The sequence below is a fragment of the Kitasatospora sp. NPDC057595 genome (genome assembly GCF_042800875.1).
Taxonomy (GTDB): domain Bacteria; phylum Actinomycetota; class Actinomycetes; order Streptomycetales; family Streptomycetaceae; genus Kitasatospora.
The window spans coordinates 58,673-73,532 of record NZ_JBHVGL010000029.1 but is presented as its reverse complement, the minus strand read 5'-3'; the positions used below and the strand labels follow the sequence as shown (position 1 = coordinate 73,532).

At 74.6% G+C, this 14,860-nt stretch carries 13 protein-coding genes and 1 pseudogene; 1 reads left to right on the top strand and 13 read right to left on the bottom strand.

The features are described from left to right. The 4 genes and pseudogenes from ACFU9E_RS32025 to ACFU9E_RS32010 all read right to left on the bottom strand — a co-directional run. Positions 1–530 (bottom strand): annotated as a pseudogene (locus tag ACFU9E_RS32025) (hypothetical protein); the annotation flags it as partial. Positions 531–552: 22 nt separating this feature from the next. Next, positions 553–1,185: a nicotinate-nucleotide adenylyltransferase gene (nadD, locus tag ACFU9E_RS32020; RefSeq protein WP_380686355.1), complete on the bottom strand. Its 633-nt coding sequence runs from the start codon at positions 1,183–1,185 to the stop codon at positions 553–555. Between the two features lie 98 nt (positions 1,186–1,283). Next, positions 1,284–1,442, bottom strand: a complete 159-nt coding sequence (locus ACFU9E_RS32015) for a hypothetical protein (RefSeq protein WP_344342390.1) — start codon at positions 1,440–1,442, stop codon at positions 1,284–1,286. Positions 1,443–1,631: 189 nt separating this feature from the next. Next, positions 1,632–1,778 (bottom strand): hypothetical protein, encoded by a 147-nt coding sequence (locus ACFU9E_RS32010; RefSeq protein WP_355372245.1) that lies wholly within the window; start codon positions 1,776–1,778, stop codon positions 1,632–1,634. Positions 1,779–2,043: 265 nt separating this feature from the next. Between ACFU9E_RS32010 and ACFU9E_RS32005 the strand changes: the two genes are divergently transcribed. Then, positions 2,044–3,138 (top strand): M48 family metallopeptidase, encoded by a 1,095-nt coding sequence (locus ACFU9E_RS32005; protein ID WP_380686354.1) that lies wholly within the window; start codon positions 2,044–2,046, stop codon positions 3,136–3,138. 99 nt (positions 3,139–3,237) lie between these two features. Here ACFU9E_RS32005 and ACFU9E_RS32000 read toward each other — a convergent pair whose 3' ends face one another. The 9 genes from ACFU9E_RS32000 to ACFU9E_RS31960 form a co-directional block, all read right to left on the bottom strand. After that, complete coding sequence (locus tag ACFU9E_RS32000; protein ID WP_380686353.1) at positions 3,238–4,302, bottom strand: hypothetical protein; 1,065 nt, start codon at positions 4,300–4,302, stop codon at positions 3,238–3,240. Between the two features lie 172 nt (positions 4,303–4,474). After that, positions 4,475–5,062, bottom strand: coding sequence for a hypothetical protein (locus tag ACFU9E_RS31995; RefSeq protein WP_380686351.1), 588 nt, complete (start codon positions 5,060–5,062; stop codon positions 4,475–4,477). Positions 5,063–5,162: 100 nt separating this feature from the next. Further along, on the bottom strand, positions 5,163–6,485 hold the full coding sequence (locus ACFU9E_RS31990; protein ID WP_380686350.1) for a glutamate-5-semialdehyde dehydrogenase: 1,323 nt from the start codon (positions 6,483–6,485) through the stop codon (positions 5,163–5,165). A 100-nt stretch (positions 6,486–6,585) separates the two neighbouring features. Next, a complete protein-coding gene (locus ACFU9E_RS31985) occupies positions 6,586–7,110 on the bottom strand; it encodes a hypothetical protein (RefSeq protein ID WP_380686348.1) in 525 nt (174 codons plus the stop codon). 141 nt (positions 7,111–7,251) lie between these two features. Next, complete coding sequence (gene proB / locus ACFU9E_RS31980; protein WP_380686346.1) at positions 7,252–8,388, bottom strand: glutamate 5-kinase; 1,137 nt, start codon at positions 8,386–8,388, stop codon at positions 7,252–7,254. A 227-nt stretch (positions 8,389–8,615) separates the two neighbouring features. Then, entirely contained in the window at positions 8,616–10,091 is a 1,476-nt protein-coding gene (gene obgE / locus ACFU9E_RS31975; protein ID WP_380689979.1) for a GTPase ObgE, read from the bottom strand. A 99-nt stretch (positions 10,092–10,190) separates the two neighbouring features. Then, the gene (gene rpmA, locus ACFU9E_RS31970; protein ID WP_355372266.1) at positions 10,191–10,448 is read right to left on the bottom strand and encodes a 50S ribosomal protein L27; all 258 of its coding nucleotides are present in this window, start codon (positions 10,446–10,448) and stop codon (positions 10,191–10,193) included. A gap of 12 nt (positions 10,449–10,460) precedes the next feature. Continuing rightward, positions 10,461–10,775 carry a 50S ribosomal protein L21 gene (rplU, locus tag ACFU9E_RS31965; protein WP_030309710.1) on the bottom strand — a complete coding sequence of 105 codons (315 nt, stop codon included), beginning with the start codon at positions 10,773–10,775 and terminating at the stop codon, positions 10,461–10,463. Positions 10,776–10,994: 219 nt separating this feature from the next. Beyond that, positions 10,995–14,609, bottom strand: a complete 3,615-nt coding sequence (locus tag ACFU9E_RS31960) for an Rne/Rng family ribonuclease (protein WP_380715545.1) — start codon at positions 14,607–14,609, stop codon at positions 10,995–10,997. Positions 14,610–14,860: the final 251 nt, after the last annotated feature.

The window sequence follows — 14,860 nt, the reverse complement described above, 5'->3', positions numbered from 1 at the left end:
GGGCGCGGCACCCGGGGGCGCGGCGGCGCGGCGGCGGGCGCGGGCGTGGGTGTGGGCGCGGCGGGCTCCGCCGCCGGCTCCGGCTCGACGACGGCCGGCATCGGCGCTGTCGCGTACGCCTGCGGCTGCTCGTACGGCTGCGGCTGCTGGTAGCCCTGCTGCCCCTGCTGGTACTGGTCCTGGTAGCCGTAGCCGCCCTGCTGCTGGTACCCCTGCGGCACCTGCTGCCCGTACTGGCCCGGCTGCTCGTACAGGGGCTCGTAGGAGGGCTCGTACGGGGTCTGGTAACCCTGCTGCTGGTACTGGTCCTGGTAGCCGTACTGCCCCTGGCCGTGGGGTGCGGACTGCACCGGCCGGCCGTAGTGGTCGTACTGCTCGTACTGGCCCGGCTGTTCGTACTGGCCCGGCTGCCCGGGCTGCTGCTCGTAGCCGTCCTGCTGCTGGTAGGGCTGGTACTGCTGGTACTGCCCGGTCGACCAGTCGTCCGGCTGTCCGGGCTGCTGCCCCTGAGGTCCCCTGCGCTCGCTCATCCGTCGGTCGGCCCCTCCGGGATCAGGTCCGGTGCGGCGCGTACAGCGCCCGCTTGTCGATGTAGCGGACCACGCCGTCCGGGACGAGGTACCAGACCGGCTCGCCCTTGGCGACCCGGTTGCGGCAGTCCGTGGAGGAGATGGCCAGCGCCGGGACCTCCACCAGGGAGACCCCGCCCACCGGAAGCCCGGCGTCCGACAGAGTGTGCCCCGGCCGGGTGCACCCGATGAAGTGGGCGAGCGAGAAGAGCTCGTCGGAGTCCCGCCAGGAGAGGATCTGGGCCAGCGCGTCGGCGCCGGTGATGAAGAAGAGGTCGGCGTCCGGGTGCAGCGCGTGCAGGTCGCGCAGGGTGTCGACGGTGTACGTCGGGCCCTCGCGGTCGATGTCGATGCGGCTGACCGAGAACTGCGGGTTCTCCGCGGTGGCGATGACCGTCATCAGGTACCGGTCCTCGGCCGCGCTGACCTGCCGGTCGGTCTTCTGCCACGGCTGCCCGGTGGGGACGAAGATCACCTCGTCCAGGTGGAACGCGCTGGCGACCTCACTGGCGGCGACCAGGTGCCCGTGGTGGATCGGGTCGAAGGTACCGCCCATCACGCCGAGACGGCGCTTCTCCGGCGCCGGTACACCGGGGTTCCCGGTCTGCTCTCCCATGGCGCCACACCTTACGCGACGCGCGTTGCGGTGCGGGAACGGCCGGGTGACGGGCGTCCCGGGGGGCGGTGCCGCACCCCGGGCCACCGTCGGCCGGGTCAGCGGTCCCGGTTGAAGCGGGTGGTCACGAAGAGCAGCACCAGCAGGACGAACAGCGCGGCGCCACCCGTCAGGTACGGGTTGAGGCTGTCGTGGTTGCCCCCCTCGCCCTCGTTCGCGAGGAGGTTCAGGACGGGGAGTGCGGCGGCAGTGCTCATGGTCGGCGGGACCTTCTCGACTCGGATGGCGGGCAGGGGGGTTCGCACGGGCCGGTGAGGGCCCACCCGTCATCGTACGGGGGGTTACACGGCAACCGCTCGGCGGCCCACCGCGGCCGGACCGCCGTGAGCCGGGGCCCGGGAACGCCCGGCCCCGGGCTGCGGCAGCGCCGGGCCGCCGGGCCGGGGTCAGTTGTTGCGGCCGGCCCGCAGCAGGATCCACGCGAGCAGGCCCACGCCGACGAACGAGGCGATCACGATGATCCGCAGGAAGAGCCCGGGGCCGTTCTCCGAGGAGATCGGGGCGGCCAGGCTGGCAAGGGCGGCGGTGGACATCTGCGGGCTCCTCGGACTGCTCGGTGCCGCGGCCTGAGGTGGCCCGGCTCTCCCGGGCATTCAGGGTAAACCGCCCTCACACCGGCGGCCCCCACCGCCCCCGCGGGCGCCGCCCGCGCCGCCCCGGACGGCTCTCGTACCACTCGGGGCACGCCGCCGGGGACGAGTGCGCAACCGCGGACGTTGTCCGAACAGTCGTTGCAGGCGAAGACCAGCGGGGGCCGGCCGGGGACCGGGGCCGCCGTCGACAGGGAGGTACCCACACATGACCGACACGACCGAGAAGACCCCGAGCCGGCGCCGTCAGCGCTTCGCCGAGATCTCCACCCGCGCCTGGGAGCACCCGGCGGACCGTTCGGCGCTCGTCGCGCTGCGCAAGCTGACCGGCTTCGACGACGTGCTGAAGCGGCTCGCCGGCCTCGTCTCCGAGCGCTCGATCCGGCTGATGTTCCTGGCCACCGCCGTGAAGACCTCCGAGCGGCAGTTCCCGGAGCTGCACGACATGGTCCGCGACGCCGCCTACGTGCTCGACCTCGACCAGGTGCCGGACCTCTACGTCACCCAGGACCCGACGGTCAACGCGTTCTGCATCGGCATCGACACGCCGGTGATCGTGGTGACCAGCGGCCTGGTGGAGCTGCTGGACGAGGAGGAGCTCCGCTCGGTGATCGGCCACGAGGTCGGCCACGCGATGTCCGGGCACGCCGTCTACCGGACGATGCTGATGGTCCTCACCAACATCGCCACCCGGATCGCCTGGGTGCCGCTCGGCAACCTGGCGATCATGGCGATCGTCACCGCGCTCAAGGAGTGGTTCCGCAAGGCCGAGCTCTCCAGCGACCGGGCCGGCCTGCTGGCCGGGCAGGACCTGCAGGCCTCGATGCGGGCGCTGATGAAGCTGGCCGGCGGCCACAACCTGGCCGAGATGAACGTGGACGCCTTCCTGGAGCAGGCCGCGGAGTACGAGAAGGCCGGCGACCTGCGCGACGGCGTGCTCAAGCTGCTGCAGGTGCTGCCGCAGAGCCACCCGTTCGCGGTGGTCCGGGTCGCCCAGCTGAAGAAGTGGGCCGAGAGCGAGGAGTACCGCTCCATCCTGGCCGGCGCCTACCCGCGGCGCACCGACGACCCGGACACCTCGGTCGGTGAGCAGTGGCGGGCCGCCGCCGAGCACTACACGACCTCGGTGAAGGAGAGCAAGGACCCGCTGATGGGGCTCATCCGCGACGTCGCGGGCGGCGCGGCCTCGGTCGGCGGCAAGCTCCGCGACACCTTCACCGGCGCCGGGCGCGGCAACGGCAGCTCCAACGGCAACGGGGCCCACAGCAGTGGCAAGGACGGCGGCTCCGGCGAGAACGGCTGAGGCCCCGCCCGCAGGAACGTTTCGACGGCTCCCGGCCACCCGGCCGGGAGCCGTCGGCGCACCCCCTGCCGCCCCGCCGCCGGCCTCGAACCACCGGCCTCAGCCGCCCGCCAGCACCCCGCACACCTGCCAGGCCGGGTTCGCGTGGTTCCCCGGATCCACCGCCTGCGGCCCGGCCGGCGGCGCCGTGGCGTCCGTGCCCGCCAGCACCGGCTGCACCACCCCCGCCAGCGAGCCGTCGCAGGGCACCGGCCCGGCCTGCAGCACCGAGTCCACCAGCCGCAGTTGCGCCGCCGCCAGGTCGACCCGGTCGAACTCGAAGGTCAGCTGCCGCCGCACGGTCTCCAGGGTCACCGGCGCCCCGCTCTGCGCCCCGGCCGGTTTCAGCGCGTAGACGAAGGTGTGGTCGGTGGTGATCCGCAGCGTGCTGCTGTCCGACTCGTCGATCCGCATCGCGCCGGCCACCTTGACGGTGTCCGCGGCCAGCGAGACCTGCGCCGGGTCGAAGCGGACCAGCCAGCCGGTCAGCGCGTGGTGCCGGTCGTCGACCGGCTGGACCACGCTCGCGTCGAACTCGGCCTGCTCACCGGGGGTGACGAAGGCCCGCACCTCCGCGGTCGCCCCCTGCACCAGCACGGCGGGCGACAGCGAGGACGCCACCAGGTAGCGCTGCACGGTGTCCAGCGCCTTGGTCACCTCGACCCGGGAGAAGTGCCCGCTGGCCGCCCCGGTCGGCGTCCCCAGTCCGACCGCGCCGTCGCTGTAGCCGGGCGGCAGGCCGGCGAACGGGTTGGCCGGGTCGGCGACCGCGTGGACCGTCGAGGCCGGACTGAGCGCCACCAGGCTCACGGTCAGCTGGCTGCCCTGGGGGCGGGCGGTGGGCCGGACCGGCGAGCTGACGCCGAAGTACACGGCGGCCCCGAACGCCAGCAGGATCACCAGCAGCAGCGCCAGCGCCTGCCGGGGCACGGTGCCGAGCGGCCCCAGCCGGACCTTCGGCCGGGTGGGCCGGCCGAACGCGCCGGACAGCCGCTCGCGCGCCGACAACTCCTGGATCCGGGCAGCCCGGACGAACGATTCGTCGAAGACGACGGACCGGTACTCGTCATCGTTTCCGGAACCACCCTCGGGCGCACCCTCCGGGGGTTCGCGCGGGTCACCCATGAGACCAGGGTAAGGCGCATCCGCGCCCCGCCACGAGGGTCCTGCCGCAGTTCACCGCAACCCCTCCGTGACCGGTCACGGCCGCCCCGGGGGCGCGCCGTCGCGTCACCCCGCCGCCCCGCCGAGGCCGGTCGGCCCGCCCCGGACCGCCGGACCGCCCGACCGCCGCCGGTCAGCCCGTCGGCGCGGTGACCACGAGCGACGGCTCGACCGGCGCCGGCAGCGGGTCGATCCCGGGACTGCTGCTGCCGGACTCGGGTCTGCGCGGCGCGCCGCCGGCCCCGCCCGCGCCCTGGTAGATCGCCGCGACCGCCACCGCGACCAGGCTCACGCCCATGATCACGGCGAGCACCCAGGCCACCGGCCGGTGCCAGCGCTGCTGGGCGACGTACCGGCCGCGGTCGGCGCCGATCGGGTCGAAACCGCCCGGGCGCCGGCGCCGCGAGCGGCGTCCGGTGGTCCGGCCCGGGCCGGTCCACGGATCGGGATAGTGGTGGTCGTCGTCGAGCCGGCTCGGGTACGGGCGCAGCTCCAGCGGCAGCCCGTCCCCGGCCGGGGCGTCGTAGCCCCAGCCCGGCCCGGCCGTGTCCGGCTCGAACCGGGCCTCGGCGGCGGCGAGCTGCCGCTCCTTGGCCGTCGGCTCGTGCACGGCGGCGGACCGCACGAAGGCCTCGTCGAAGACCACGGTGGCGAACTCGTCGTCCGCACCACCGTGGTCGGCACCGTCGGGGTACGGCAAGCCCCCCACATCGTCAGCCACGGATTCAGCGTATTACCGGGCGGGCGATTTGTCTGGGCCTCGGGGCAGTTGGTCCGTCACTCGTGTGACGGCGGGCCGGCGGCGGCCGGTCCGGCCGGGTTCAGCCGGCGTCGACGGCGCCGCCGACGGTCGGCGTCGCCTCGCCGCGGACGTGGCCGTCACCAGTGACGATGTACTTGGTGCTGGTCAGCTCGGGCAGTCCCATCGGGCCGCGGGCGTGCAGCTTCTGGGTGGAGATGCCGATCTCGGCGCCGAAGCCGAACTCACCGCCGTCGGTGAACCGGGTCGAGGCGTTGACGGCCACCGTGGTCGAGTCGACGAGCTGGGTGAAGCGGCGGGCGGCGGCCTGCGAGGTGGTGACGATGGCCTCGGTGTGGCCGGAGGTCCAGCGGCGGATGTGGGCGACGGCGGCGTCCAGCGAGGGGACGACGGCGGCCGCGATGTCGTACGACAGGTACTCGGCCGCCCAGTCCTCCTCGGTGGCGGGCAGCACGGTGGCGGCGGAGCCCTCGGCGGCCTTGAGCACCGCCTCGTCGCCGTGCACGGTGACCCCGGCCTCGGCGAGCGCGGCGAGCGCGAGCGGCAGGAAGGCGTCGGCGACGTCCTGGTGGACGAGCAGGGTCTCGGCCGCGTTGCAGACGCTGACCCGCTGGGCCTTGGAGTTGAGCAGGATGCCCACCGCCATCGCGAGGTCGGTCTCGGCGTCCACGTAGACGTGGCAGTTGCCGGTGCCGGTCTCGATGACGGGCACGGTGGAGCCCTCGACGACGGTGCGGATCAGCGAGGCGCCGCCGCGCGGGATGAGCACGTCGACCAGGCCGCGGGCGCGCATCAGCTCCTGGACGGAGTCCCGGCTCTCGCCCGGGACGAGCTGGACCGCGTCGGCCGGCAGCCCGGCGGCGGCGACGGCGTCGCGCACCACGGCCACCAGCGCGGCGTTGGAGCGGTAGGCGGAGGCGGAGCCGCGCAGCAGCACGGCGTTGCCGGACTTCAGGCAGAGCGCGGCGGCGTCGGCGGTGACGTTGGGCCGGGCCTCGTAGATGATGCCGACGACGCCGAGCGGGACCCGCACCTGCCGCACGTCCAGGCCGTTGGGCAGGGTGTAGCCGCGCACGACCTCGCCGACCGGGTCGGGCAGGCCGGCCACGTCGCGGACGTCGGCGGCGATCGCGGCGATCCGCTCCTCGGTGAGGGTGAGCCGGTCGATCACCGACTCGGCGGTGCCGGCCGCGCGGGCGCGCTCGACGTCCTCGGTGTTGGCGGCGGTGATCTCGGCGGCGCGGGCGACCAGCGCGTCGGCGACCGCGCGCAGCGCCGCGTCCTTCGCGCCGCGCGGCAGCGGGGCGAGCGCGGCGGCGGCCTCCCGGGCTCGGCGCGCTACGGCGAGGACGGGGCTGTCGGCGGTGGCGAGGTCGCTGCTCATGCGCCCAGGGTAGTGGAGGGCCCCGGCCCTCCCCCGCCCGTTTCGCCCGGTGAGACGGGCTTGCACCGCTCCCCCGCCCCGGCCCCGCGCGCCCCCGCCGTCAGTAGGGGTAGACCCCGCCCAGCTGCGGGGGCGGACCGGCGAAGCCCTCGGCGACGCGCTTGTGGTACGTCGCCCGGTCCACCACCTCCAGGCCGACGATCTCCCACGGCGGCAGCTTCGCCGTCACCTTGTGCTCGCCCCACAGCCGCAGCGCGATCGCCGCCGCGTCGTGCAGGTCGCGGGCCTGCTCCCAGTAGCGGATCTCGGCGTGGTCAGCGGCGTAGCGGGCGGTCAGGAAGAACGAGTGGTCGTAGGCCAGCCGCTCCAGCCCGGCCCGCAGTTCGGTCAGCGGGGTGACCGGCCCGGCGACGCTGAGCACCACGTGCCAGAGCCGGGCCTGCTCGGGCGCGCCGGGCGGTTCGGCGGCGGGGCGCCGTTCGGTCCGGAGCCGGTGCACCGTGCCGGGTCCCTGCGGCGGCGCACCGGCCGGCCCGGTGGCTCCGTCGTCCGCGCCGCCGTCGATGCTGGTCAGCCGTCGGCCCGCGGTCCCTCCGGTCAGCGCTGCCTCGCGCCTGCGTTCCACCGGCGGCCTCCTGTTCGGCGATGTCGTGTCGTCGTACCCGCCGGCCCCGGCCGGCGCGCGTACGACCGCGCCCCTGCTCGCCCGTGGCCGGGCGTGCTCCCCGTGCGGAGCCGCCCGCGCTTCCGGCGGTCCGACGGCGGGTCAGCCGCGCAGGACGACCAGGTCGTCGCGGTGGACGACCTCCCGCTCGTAGGCGGCGCCGAACTCCTGGGCCAGGTCCCGGGTGGACCGGCCGAGCAGGCGGGGCAACTCCCTCGCATCAAAGTTGACCAGTCCGCGCGCCACGATGTGGCCGTTTTCGGCAAGAAGGTCCACCGGATCACCCGCGGTGAACTCGCCGTCCACCCGGGTGACCCCTGCGGGGAGCAACGAGGCGCCGCCGGAGACGACGGCCGTGACGGCTCCGGCGTCCAGGTGCAGGGAGCCGCGCGGGCTGCTGGCGTGGGCGAGCCAGAGCATCCGGTCGGAGGAGCGGCTGCCGGTGCGCAGGAACAGGGTGCCGGTGGGGCGGCCGGCGAGCGCGTCGGCGGCGTGGCTGGCGGCGGTGAGGACGACGGGGATGCCGGCGCCGGTGGCGATCCGGGCGGCCTCGACCTTGGTGACCATGCCGCCGGTGCCGACGCCGGCCTTGCCGGCGCTGCCGATCTCGATGCCGTCGAGGTCGTGCGGTCCGGCGACCCGGGCGATCCGGCTGGTGCCGGGGCGGGAGGGGTCGCCGTCGTAGAGGCCGTCGACGTCGGAGAGCAGGACGAGCAGGTCGGCGCGGACGAGGTGGGCGGCGAGGGCGGCCAGCCGGTCGTTGTCGCCGAACTTGATTTCGGCGGTGGCGACGGTGTCGTTCTCGTTGACGATCGGCATGGCGCCCATCGCGAGCAGCTGGTCGAGGGTGCGGTAGGCGTTGCGGTAGTGGGCGCGGCGGCTGGCGTCCTCGGCGGTGAGCAGGACCTGGCCGACGCGCAGGCCGTAGCGGGCGAAGGAGGCGGTGTACCGGGCGATCAGCAGTCCCTGGCCGACGCTGGCGGCGGCCTGCTGGCGGGCGAGGTCCTTGGGCCGCTTCTCCAGGCCGAGCGGGGAGAGGCCGGCGGCGATGGCGCCGGAGGAGACGAGCACGATCTCGGGGGCGTCGGGGCGGGTGCGGACCTTGGCGAGGGCGTCGACGAGCGCGTCGACCCGGTCGGCGTCGATGCCACCGGCGGCCGTGGTGAGTGAGGAGGAGCCGACCTTGACGACGATGCGCCGCGCGGTCAGCACCTCCGACCGCAGTTCGTCCTCGCTCATCTCGGCTTCGCCCTTCCGGTGGGTGCGCTGGCGGCGGGCCCCGGCCCGGCCGTTTCCCCCCGCAATCTACGCGATCGGCACGGCCGGGCCGCACCGCGTTCCAACGGCCGGACGGCGGCCCGGCGGCGCCCGCGGCGGCCGTCGGACACCGGACGGCGCGTCAACGCGCGGGCCCCCGCCACCCGTTGGAACGGATGGCGGGGGCCCGCCCGGTGGCACGGGGCCGGTCAGTCCTCGTCGTCGCCCTCGACGGCGGCCTGGCGGCCGCTGGAGAGCGCCTCGAAGGCGAGGTACTCGGCCTCGGCGGCGTCCCGGCCCTTCTGCTTCTCGCGGCGGCGGTCGACGGCCGGGCGCGGGGACTCGAAGCGGTGGTCCTCGCCGCGGCGGCCGAGCATCTCGGCGCCGGCGGCCATGGTCGGCTCCCAGTCGAAGACGACGGCGTTCTCGTCGGGGCCGATGATGACGGTGTCACCCTCGTGTGCGCCGACCTTCCACAGCTTCTCCTCGACGCCAAGGCGGGCCAGCCGGTCGGCGAGGTAGCCGACGGCCTCGTCGTTGGAGAAGTCGGTCTGCCGGACCCAGCGCTCGGGCTTGCTGCCGCGGATGCGGTAGGCGCCGTCCTCCTCGGTGATGGTGAAGCCGGCGTCGTCGACGGCTGCGGGGCGCAGCACGATCCGGGTGGACTCCTCGACCGGCTTGGCGGCGCGGGCCTCGGCGACGATCTGGGCCAGGGCGAAGCTGAGTTCGCGCAGGCCCTTGCGGGAGGCGGCGGACACCTCGAAGACGCGGTAGCCGCGCTCCTCCAGGGAGGCGCGGGTGAGGTCGGCGATGTCCTGGCCGTCCGGCACGTCGACCTTGTTGAGGGCGACCAGCCGCGGGCGGTCCTCGAGGCCGCCGTACTGGGCGAGTTCGGCCTCGATGGTCTCCAGGTCGGTCAGCGGGTCGCGGCCGGGCTCCAGGGTGGCGCAGTCCAGGACGTGCACGAGGACGGAGCAGCGCTCGACGTGCCGCAGGAACTCCAGGCCGAGGCCCCTGCCCTGGCTGGCGCCGGGGATGAGACCGGGGACGTCGGCGATGGTGTAGACGGTGTCGCCGGCGGTGACCACCCCGAGGTTGGGGATCAGGGTGGTGAACGGGTAGTCGGCGATCTTCGGCTTGGCGGCGGAGAGCACCGAGATCAGCGAGGACTTGCCGGCGCTCGGGTAGCCGACGAGGGCGACGTCGGCGACGGACTTGAGCTCCATGACGATGTCGCGGGCCTCGCCGGGCTCGCCGAGCAGCGCGAAGCCGGGGGCCTTGCGGCGGGCGGAGGCGAGGGCGGCGTTGCCGAGGCCGCCGCGGCCGCCCTGGGAGGCGACGAAGCTGGTGCCGTGGCCGACGAGGTCGGCGAGCACGTTGCCGTTCCGGTCGAGGACGACGGTGCCGTCCGGCACGGCGAGGACGAGGTCCTGGCCGTCGGCGCCGGTGCGGTGGCCGCCCGCGCCGGGCTTGCCGTTGGTGGCCTTGCGCTTGGGCGAGTGGTGGTACTCCAGCAGGGTGGTGACCTGCGCGTCGACGGTGAGGATGACGCTGCCGCCCTCACCGCCGTTGCCGCCGTCCGGGCCGCCGAGCGGCTTGAACTTCTCGCGGTGCACGGAGGCGCAGCCGTGGCCCCCGCTGCCCGCGGCGACGTGGAGCTCGACGCGGTCCACGAAGGTGGTCATGGAAGTGCCTCCGATACGAAGAAAGTGGTTCTGCCTGCGGTAAAGCGCGAAGGGTGGACCGGATCATTCCGGCCCACCCTTCAGTGTGAGTCAGGTGACTCAGGCCTCGACGGCCACGACGTTGACGACCTTGCGGCCGCGGCGGGTGCCGAACTGCACGGCACCGGCGGTCAGCGCGAACAGGGTGTCGTCGCCACCGCGGCCGACACCGGCGCCCGGGTGGAAGTGGGTGCCGCGCTGGCGGACGATGATCTCGCCGGCGGAGACGACCTGGCCGCCGAAGCGCTTCACGCCGAGGCGCTGGGCGTTCGAGTCACGGCCGTTGCGGGTAGAGCTTGCGCCCTTCTTGTGTGCCATCTGGCTATCCCCTTACTTGACCGAGTCGATGCTGGTGATGCGCACCGCGGTGTGCTGCTGGCGGTGACCCTGGCGACGGCGGTAGCCCGTCTTGTTCTTGTAGCGCAGGATGACGATCTTGTCACCCTTGGTCTGGTCGACGACCTCGGCGTGGGCCTTGACGCCGGCCAGCACCCACGGGTCGGAGGTGACGGCCTCGCCGTCGACCACCAGGATGGTGGAGAGCTCCACCGAGTCACCCGGCTTGGCCTCGATACGGTCGATCTCCAGCACGTCGCCGACGGCGACCTTGTGCTGGCGGCCGCCTGCGCGAACGATCGCGTACATGCGGTACCTACTTTCCCAACTCGGTCGGAGCTCCCGATGCCAGCCACCTGGGTACGGACACAGGGGACCTCTCCCGCAGGACTCTTGCGAGACCCGGGAGGTGATGTGCTCGGAAGCATGGCGTAGACACGCCAGTGGTCAAGAATACGGACCGGCCGCCGCGGGGGCAAACCGGCCCGTACGGGTCCGGGGCGGAGGGGGTCCGCCCCGGACCGGGCACTACTCGGCCGCCGTATCACCCTCGGCGGCCGCCGCCTTCTTGGCCGCCGCGCTCGTCCGCTTGGTGGCGGTCTTGCGGGCGGTGGTCTTCTTCGCCGCCGTCGTCGTCTTCTTGGCGGCGGTGGTCTTCTTCGCGGCGGTCTTGCGGGCCGCCCGCTTCTTGGGCGCCGGGGCCTCCTCGGCGGGCTCCTCGGCCGCGGCCGGCTCGGCGGCGGCCTCGGCGGCCGGCTCGCTGACGGCCTCGGCCTCGGCGACGGCCTCCGCGACGACCGGCTCGGCCACCGCCTCGGCGACGACCGGCTCGGCCGGGGCCGACGCGGCGGCGTCGGCGGCCGCGAGGGCCGACTCCAGCGCCGCCTCGGCCTTGGCCTGCAGCACCACGATCTCCGCCTCGCCCGGCGCACCGGCCGGGGCCGTGGCCTTGCGCACCGCCCGGCGGCGGGGCCGCCCACCGGGCGTGGTGGCGGGAGCCGGGGCGGCCGGAGCCTCGACGACCTCGGCGACCGCGGCCTCGACCTCGACCTCGGCCGGCGCCTCCTCGACGCCCGGCACCTCGATCGCCAGCTGGCCCTCGATCTCCTCGCGGACCGGCGCCTCGGGGGCGGTCTCGACGACCTCCGCCGGCTCGACGGCCTCCACGGCCTCCACGGCCTCGACGACCTGCGGCTCCTCGTGGGCCGCGCCGCCCTTGCCCCGGCGCCGGCGCTTGCCGCCACCCGTGCCCGCCTCGACGGCGGCCGCGCCGCCACCGGCGTGCACGTGGGCGCTCGGCTGCTCCATGTGGACGATCACACCGCGGCCGTTGCAGTGCACGCAGGGCTCGGAGAAGGACTCCAGCAGCCCCTGGCCGACCCGCTTGCGGGTCATCTGCACCAGGCCCAGCGAGGTGACCTCGGCCACCTGGTGCTTGGTCCGGTCCCGGCCCAGGCACTCCAGCAGGCGGCGCAGCACCAGGTCGCGGTTGGACTCCAGGACCATGTCGATGAAGTCGATCACGATGATGCCGCCGAGGTCGCGCAGCCGCAGCTGGCGCACGATCTCCTCGGCCGCCTCGATGTTGTTCCGGGTGACCGTCTCCTCCAGGTTGCCGCCCTGGCCGACGAACTTCCCGGTGTTGACGTCGATGACGACCATCGCCTCGGTGCGGTCGATCACCAGCGAACCGCCGCTGGGCAGCCAGACCTTGCGGTCCAGCGCCTTCATCAGCTGCTCGTCGATCCGGTAGGTGGCGAACACGTCCACCTCGGAGGTCCAGCGCTGGAGCCGCTCGGCGAGGTCCGGGGCCACGTTGGAGACGTAGTCGTGGATGGTGTTCCACGCCTCGTTGCCGGAGACGATGACCTTGGTGAAGTCCTCGTTGAAGATGTCGCGCACGACCCGGACCGTCATGTCCGGCTCGCCGTAGAGCAGCGCCGGGGCGTTGCCCGACGCGGCCTTCTTCTGGATGTCCTCCCACTGCTGCTGCAGCCGCTGGACGTCGCGGGTCAGCTCCTCCTCGGAGGCGCCCTCGGCGGCGGTGCGCACGATGACGCCCGCGTCGTCCGGGACGATCTTCTTGAGGATCTGCTTCAGGCGGGCGCGCTCGTTCTCCGGCAGCTTGCGGGAGATGCCGGTCATCGAGCCCTCGGGCACGTAGACCAGGTAGCGGCCGGGCAGCGAGATCTGGCTGGTCAGGCGGGCGCCCTTGTGGCCGATCGGGTCCTTGGAGACCTGCACCAGCACGGACTGGCCGGACTTCAGCACCGACTCGATCCGGCGCGGGCCGCCGTGGCCGCCGAGCGCGCCGAAGTTGACCTCGCCGGCGTACAGCACCGCGTTGCGGCCCTTGCCGATGTCGACGAAGGCGGCCTCCATGGACGGCAGCACGTTCTGGACCTTGCCCAGGTAGACGTTGCCGACGTACGAGGTGGCCTGCTCCTTGTTGACGTAGTGCTCGACGAGCACGCCGTCCTCCAGGACGCCGATCTGGGTCCGCTGCCCGTTCTGGCGCACCACCATGACGCGCTCGACCGACTCCCGGCGGGCCAGGAACTCGGCCTCCGTGATGATCGGCACCCGGCGGCGGCCCAGCTCGCGGCCCTCGCGGCGGCGCTGCTTCTTGGCCTCCAGGCGGGTGGAGCCCTTGATGGACTGCACCTCGTCCGGGTCGAAGGAGGGCTCGGTGGAGCGGCGGCGCGGCTCTCGCACCTTCACCACCGTGCGGACGCCGTCCTCGGTGGTCTCGGCGGTCTCGACGGCGCCGGCCTCACCGCTGCGACGGCGACGGCGGCGACGGCGGCGCGAGGAGGACAGGCCGGCGGCCAGGTCGTCGTCCTCGTCATCCTCGTCGGCCGGCTCCTCGGCGGTGGGCTGCTCCGTCTCGGGCGCCTCGGCCTCGGTCTCCTCGGCCTCGCCACGACGGCGGCGGCGGCCGCCCCGGCGACGGCGGCGCGAGGGACGGCCGTCCTCCCACTCGTCCTCGGCCTCGGGGCCGGTGACGGGGGCCTCGACGGCGGCGGGCGCCTCGGCGGGCGGCTCCTCGACCGCCGGCTTGTCGACGACGGGCTTCTCGACGGCCGGCTTCTCGACGACCGGCTTCTCCGCGGCGGACTTCGCGGCACCCCTGGCGGACTTCGAGCGCGCCGGGGTCTGCACCCGCACCGAGGTGCGGACGCGGCGGCGGCGGCCGACGCCGCTGTACTCGAACTCGTCCTCCTCCGCGCGCTCCTCGCGCTCCTCGCGCTCCACCGGCGCGGCGGGCGCCTCGGCGGCGGCCGGCTGCGGGGCGGCCGGCGCGGACGGGGCGACGTAGGGGGCGGGCTCCTGGAAGACCGGCGCCTGGAAGATCGCGGTGGACGGACGGACGGCGCGGCGGCGCACCCGGTGCGGCGGCTCGGCCTCGGCGGCCGGCGCGGGCTGCTCGACGGCGGGCGTCTCGACGACCGGCTCCTCGGCCGGGGCCTCCTCGGCCTCGGGCTCCTCGACGACGGGCGCGGGCTCGACCACCGGGGCGGCCTCGACCACCCGACGGCGGCGGGTACGGCGCGCGGGGGCGGCCGGGGCCTCCTCGACGGGCGCCTCGACGGCCACCGGCTCGGCGGCGACCGGCTCGACGACGGGCTCGGGCTCGGCGACGGCCTGCACCGGCTCCTCGACCGGCGCGGCCTCGGCCTTCTTGCGGGTCCGGCGGGCCCGCATGGGCTTCTCCGCCTTCTCCGCCTTCTCCGTCTTGTCGGCCTTCTCCGTCTTGTCGGCCTTCTCGGCCTTCTTCGGCGCCTCGGGCTCGGCGGCGGCCGGCGTCCCGTCGGCGTCCGGCGCGGTGACCACGATGGCGGTGGCCTCGGGCGCACCGGCGGGCGCCTCGGCGCGCTTGCGGGTGCGGCGGGCGCGCACCGGCTTCTCCGCGACCGGCTCGGCGGCGGGGGTCTCGGGCTCGGCGGCGGCCGGCACCGGCTCCTCGGCGGCGATGACCGTCTCGGCGGTCTCCGCGGCCGCGCCCTGCGGCGCACCGGCCGGGCGGGACACCGCGCGGCGGCGCCGGCGCGGAGGCGCGGCGGACGCGCTCTCGCCGCCGGACGCGGCGGTGTCGTTCTGTTCCGTTGCCGCAGACTGCTGCGGATCGGTGTTCTCGAGCATGCGGGTGGATCTCCCGTCAGGCCCCCGGGCTCCGCATCCGGGCACGGCACGGCACCGGTGGCCGGCCGGCATCGCGACGATGCTCGGGCCGGACCCTTTCACGGTGCCGCCGCGCGGACGCGAGGCCGCACAGGGGCTCGTAGTCTCGCTCGGCGCCCCGCACTCGGCGGGGTGTCGAAAGTCTTCTGGTCTGACCAGTCTTCTGAGGTTTTCCCAAGCTGCGCCGTTCCCCAACCCCGGGTGGCTCCCGG

Bases quoted from the DNA above. Each gene is read 5' to 3' on its own strand.
- nadD (WP_380686355.1), bottom strand. From the start codon at position 1,185: ATGGGAGAGCAGACCGGGAACCCCGGTGTACCGGCGCCGGAGAAGCGC.
- ACFU9E_RS32015 (WP_344342390.1), bottom strand. From the start codon at position 1,442: ATGAGCACTGCCGCCGCACTCCCCGTCCTGAACCTCCTCGCGAACGAG.
- ACFU9E_RS32010 (WP_355372245.1), bottom strand. From the start codon at position 1,778: ATGTCCACCGCCGCCCTTGCCAGCCTGGCCGCCCCGATCTCCTCGGAG.
- ACFU9E_RS32005 (WP_380686354.1), top strand. From the start codon at position 2,044: ATGACCGACACGACCGAGAAGACCCCGAGCCGGCGCCGTCAGCGCTTC.
- ACFU9E_RS32000 (WP_380686353.1), bottom strand. From the start codon at position 4,302: ATGGGTGACCCGCGCGAACCCCCGGAGGGTGCGCCCGAGGGTGGTTCC.
- ACFU9E_RS31990 (WP_380686350.1), bottom strand. From the start codon at position 6,485: ATGAGCAGCGACCTCGCCACCGCCGACAGCCCCGTCCTCGCCGTAGCG.
- proB (WP_380686346.1), bottom strand. From the start codon at position 8,388: ATGAGCGAGGACGAACTGCGGTCGGAGGTGCTGACCGCGCGGCGCATC.
- obgE (WP_380689979.1), bottom strand. From the start codon at position 10,091: ATGACCACCTTCGTGGACCGCGTCGAGCTCCACGTCGCCGCGGGCAGC.
- rpmA (WP_355372266.1), bottom strand. From the start codon at position 10,448: ATGGCACACAAGAAGGGCGCAAGCTCTACCCGCAACGGCCGTGACTCG.
- rplU (WP_030309710.1), bottom strand. From the start codon at position 10,775: ATGTACGCGATCGTTCGCGCAGGCGGCCGCCAGCACAAGGTCGCCGTC.
- ACFU9E_RS31960 (WP_380715545.1), bottom strand. From the start codon at position 14,609: ATGCTCGAGAACACCGATCCGCAGCAGTCTGCGGCAACGGAACAGAAC.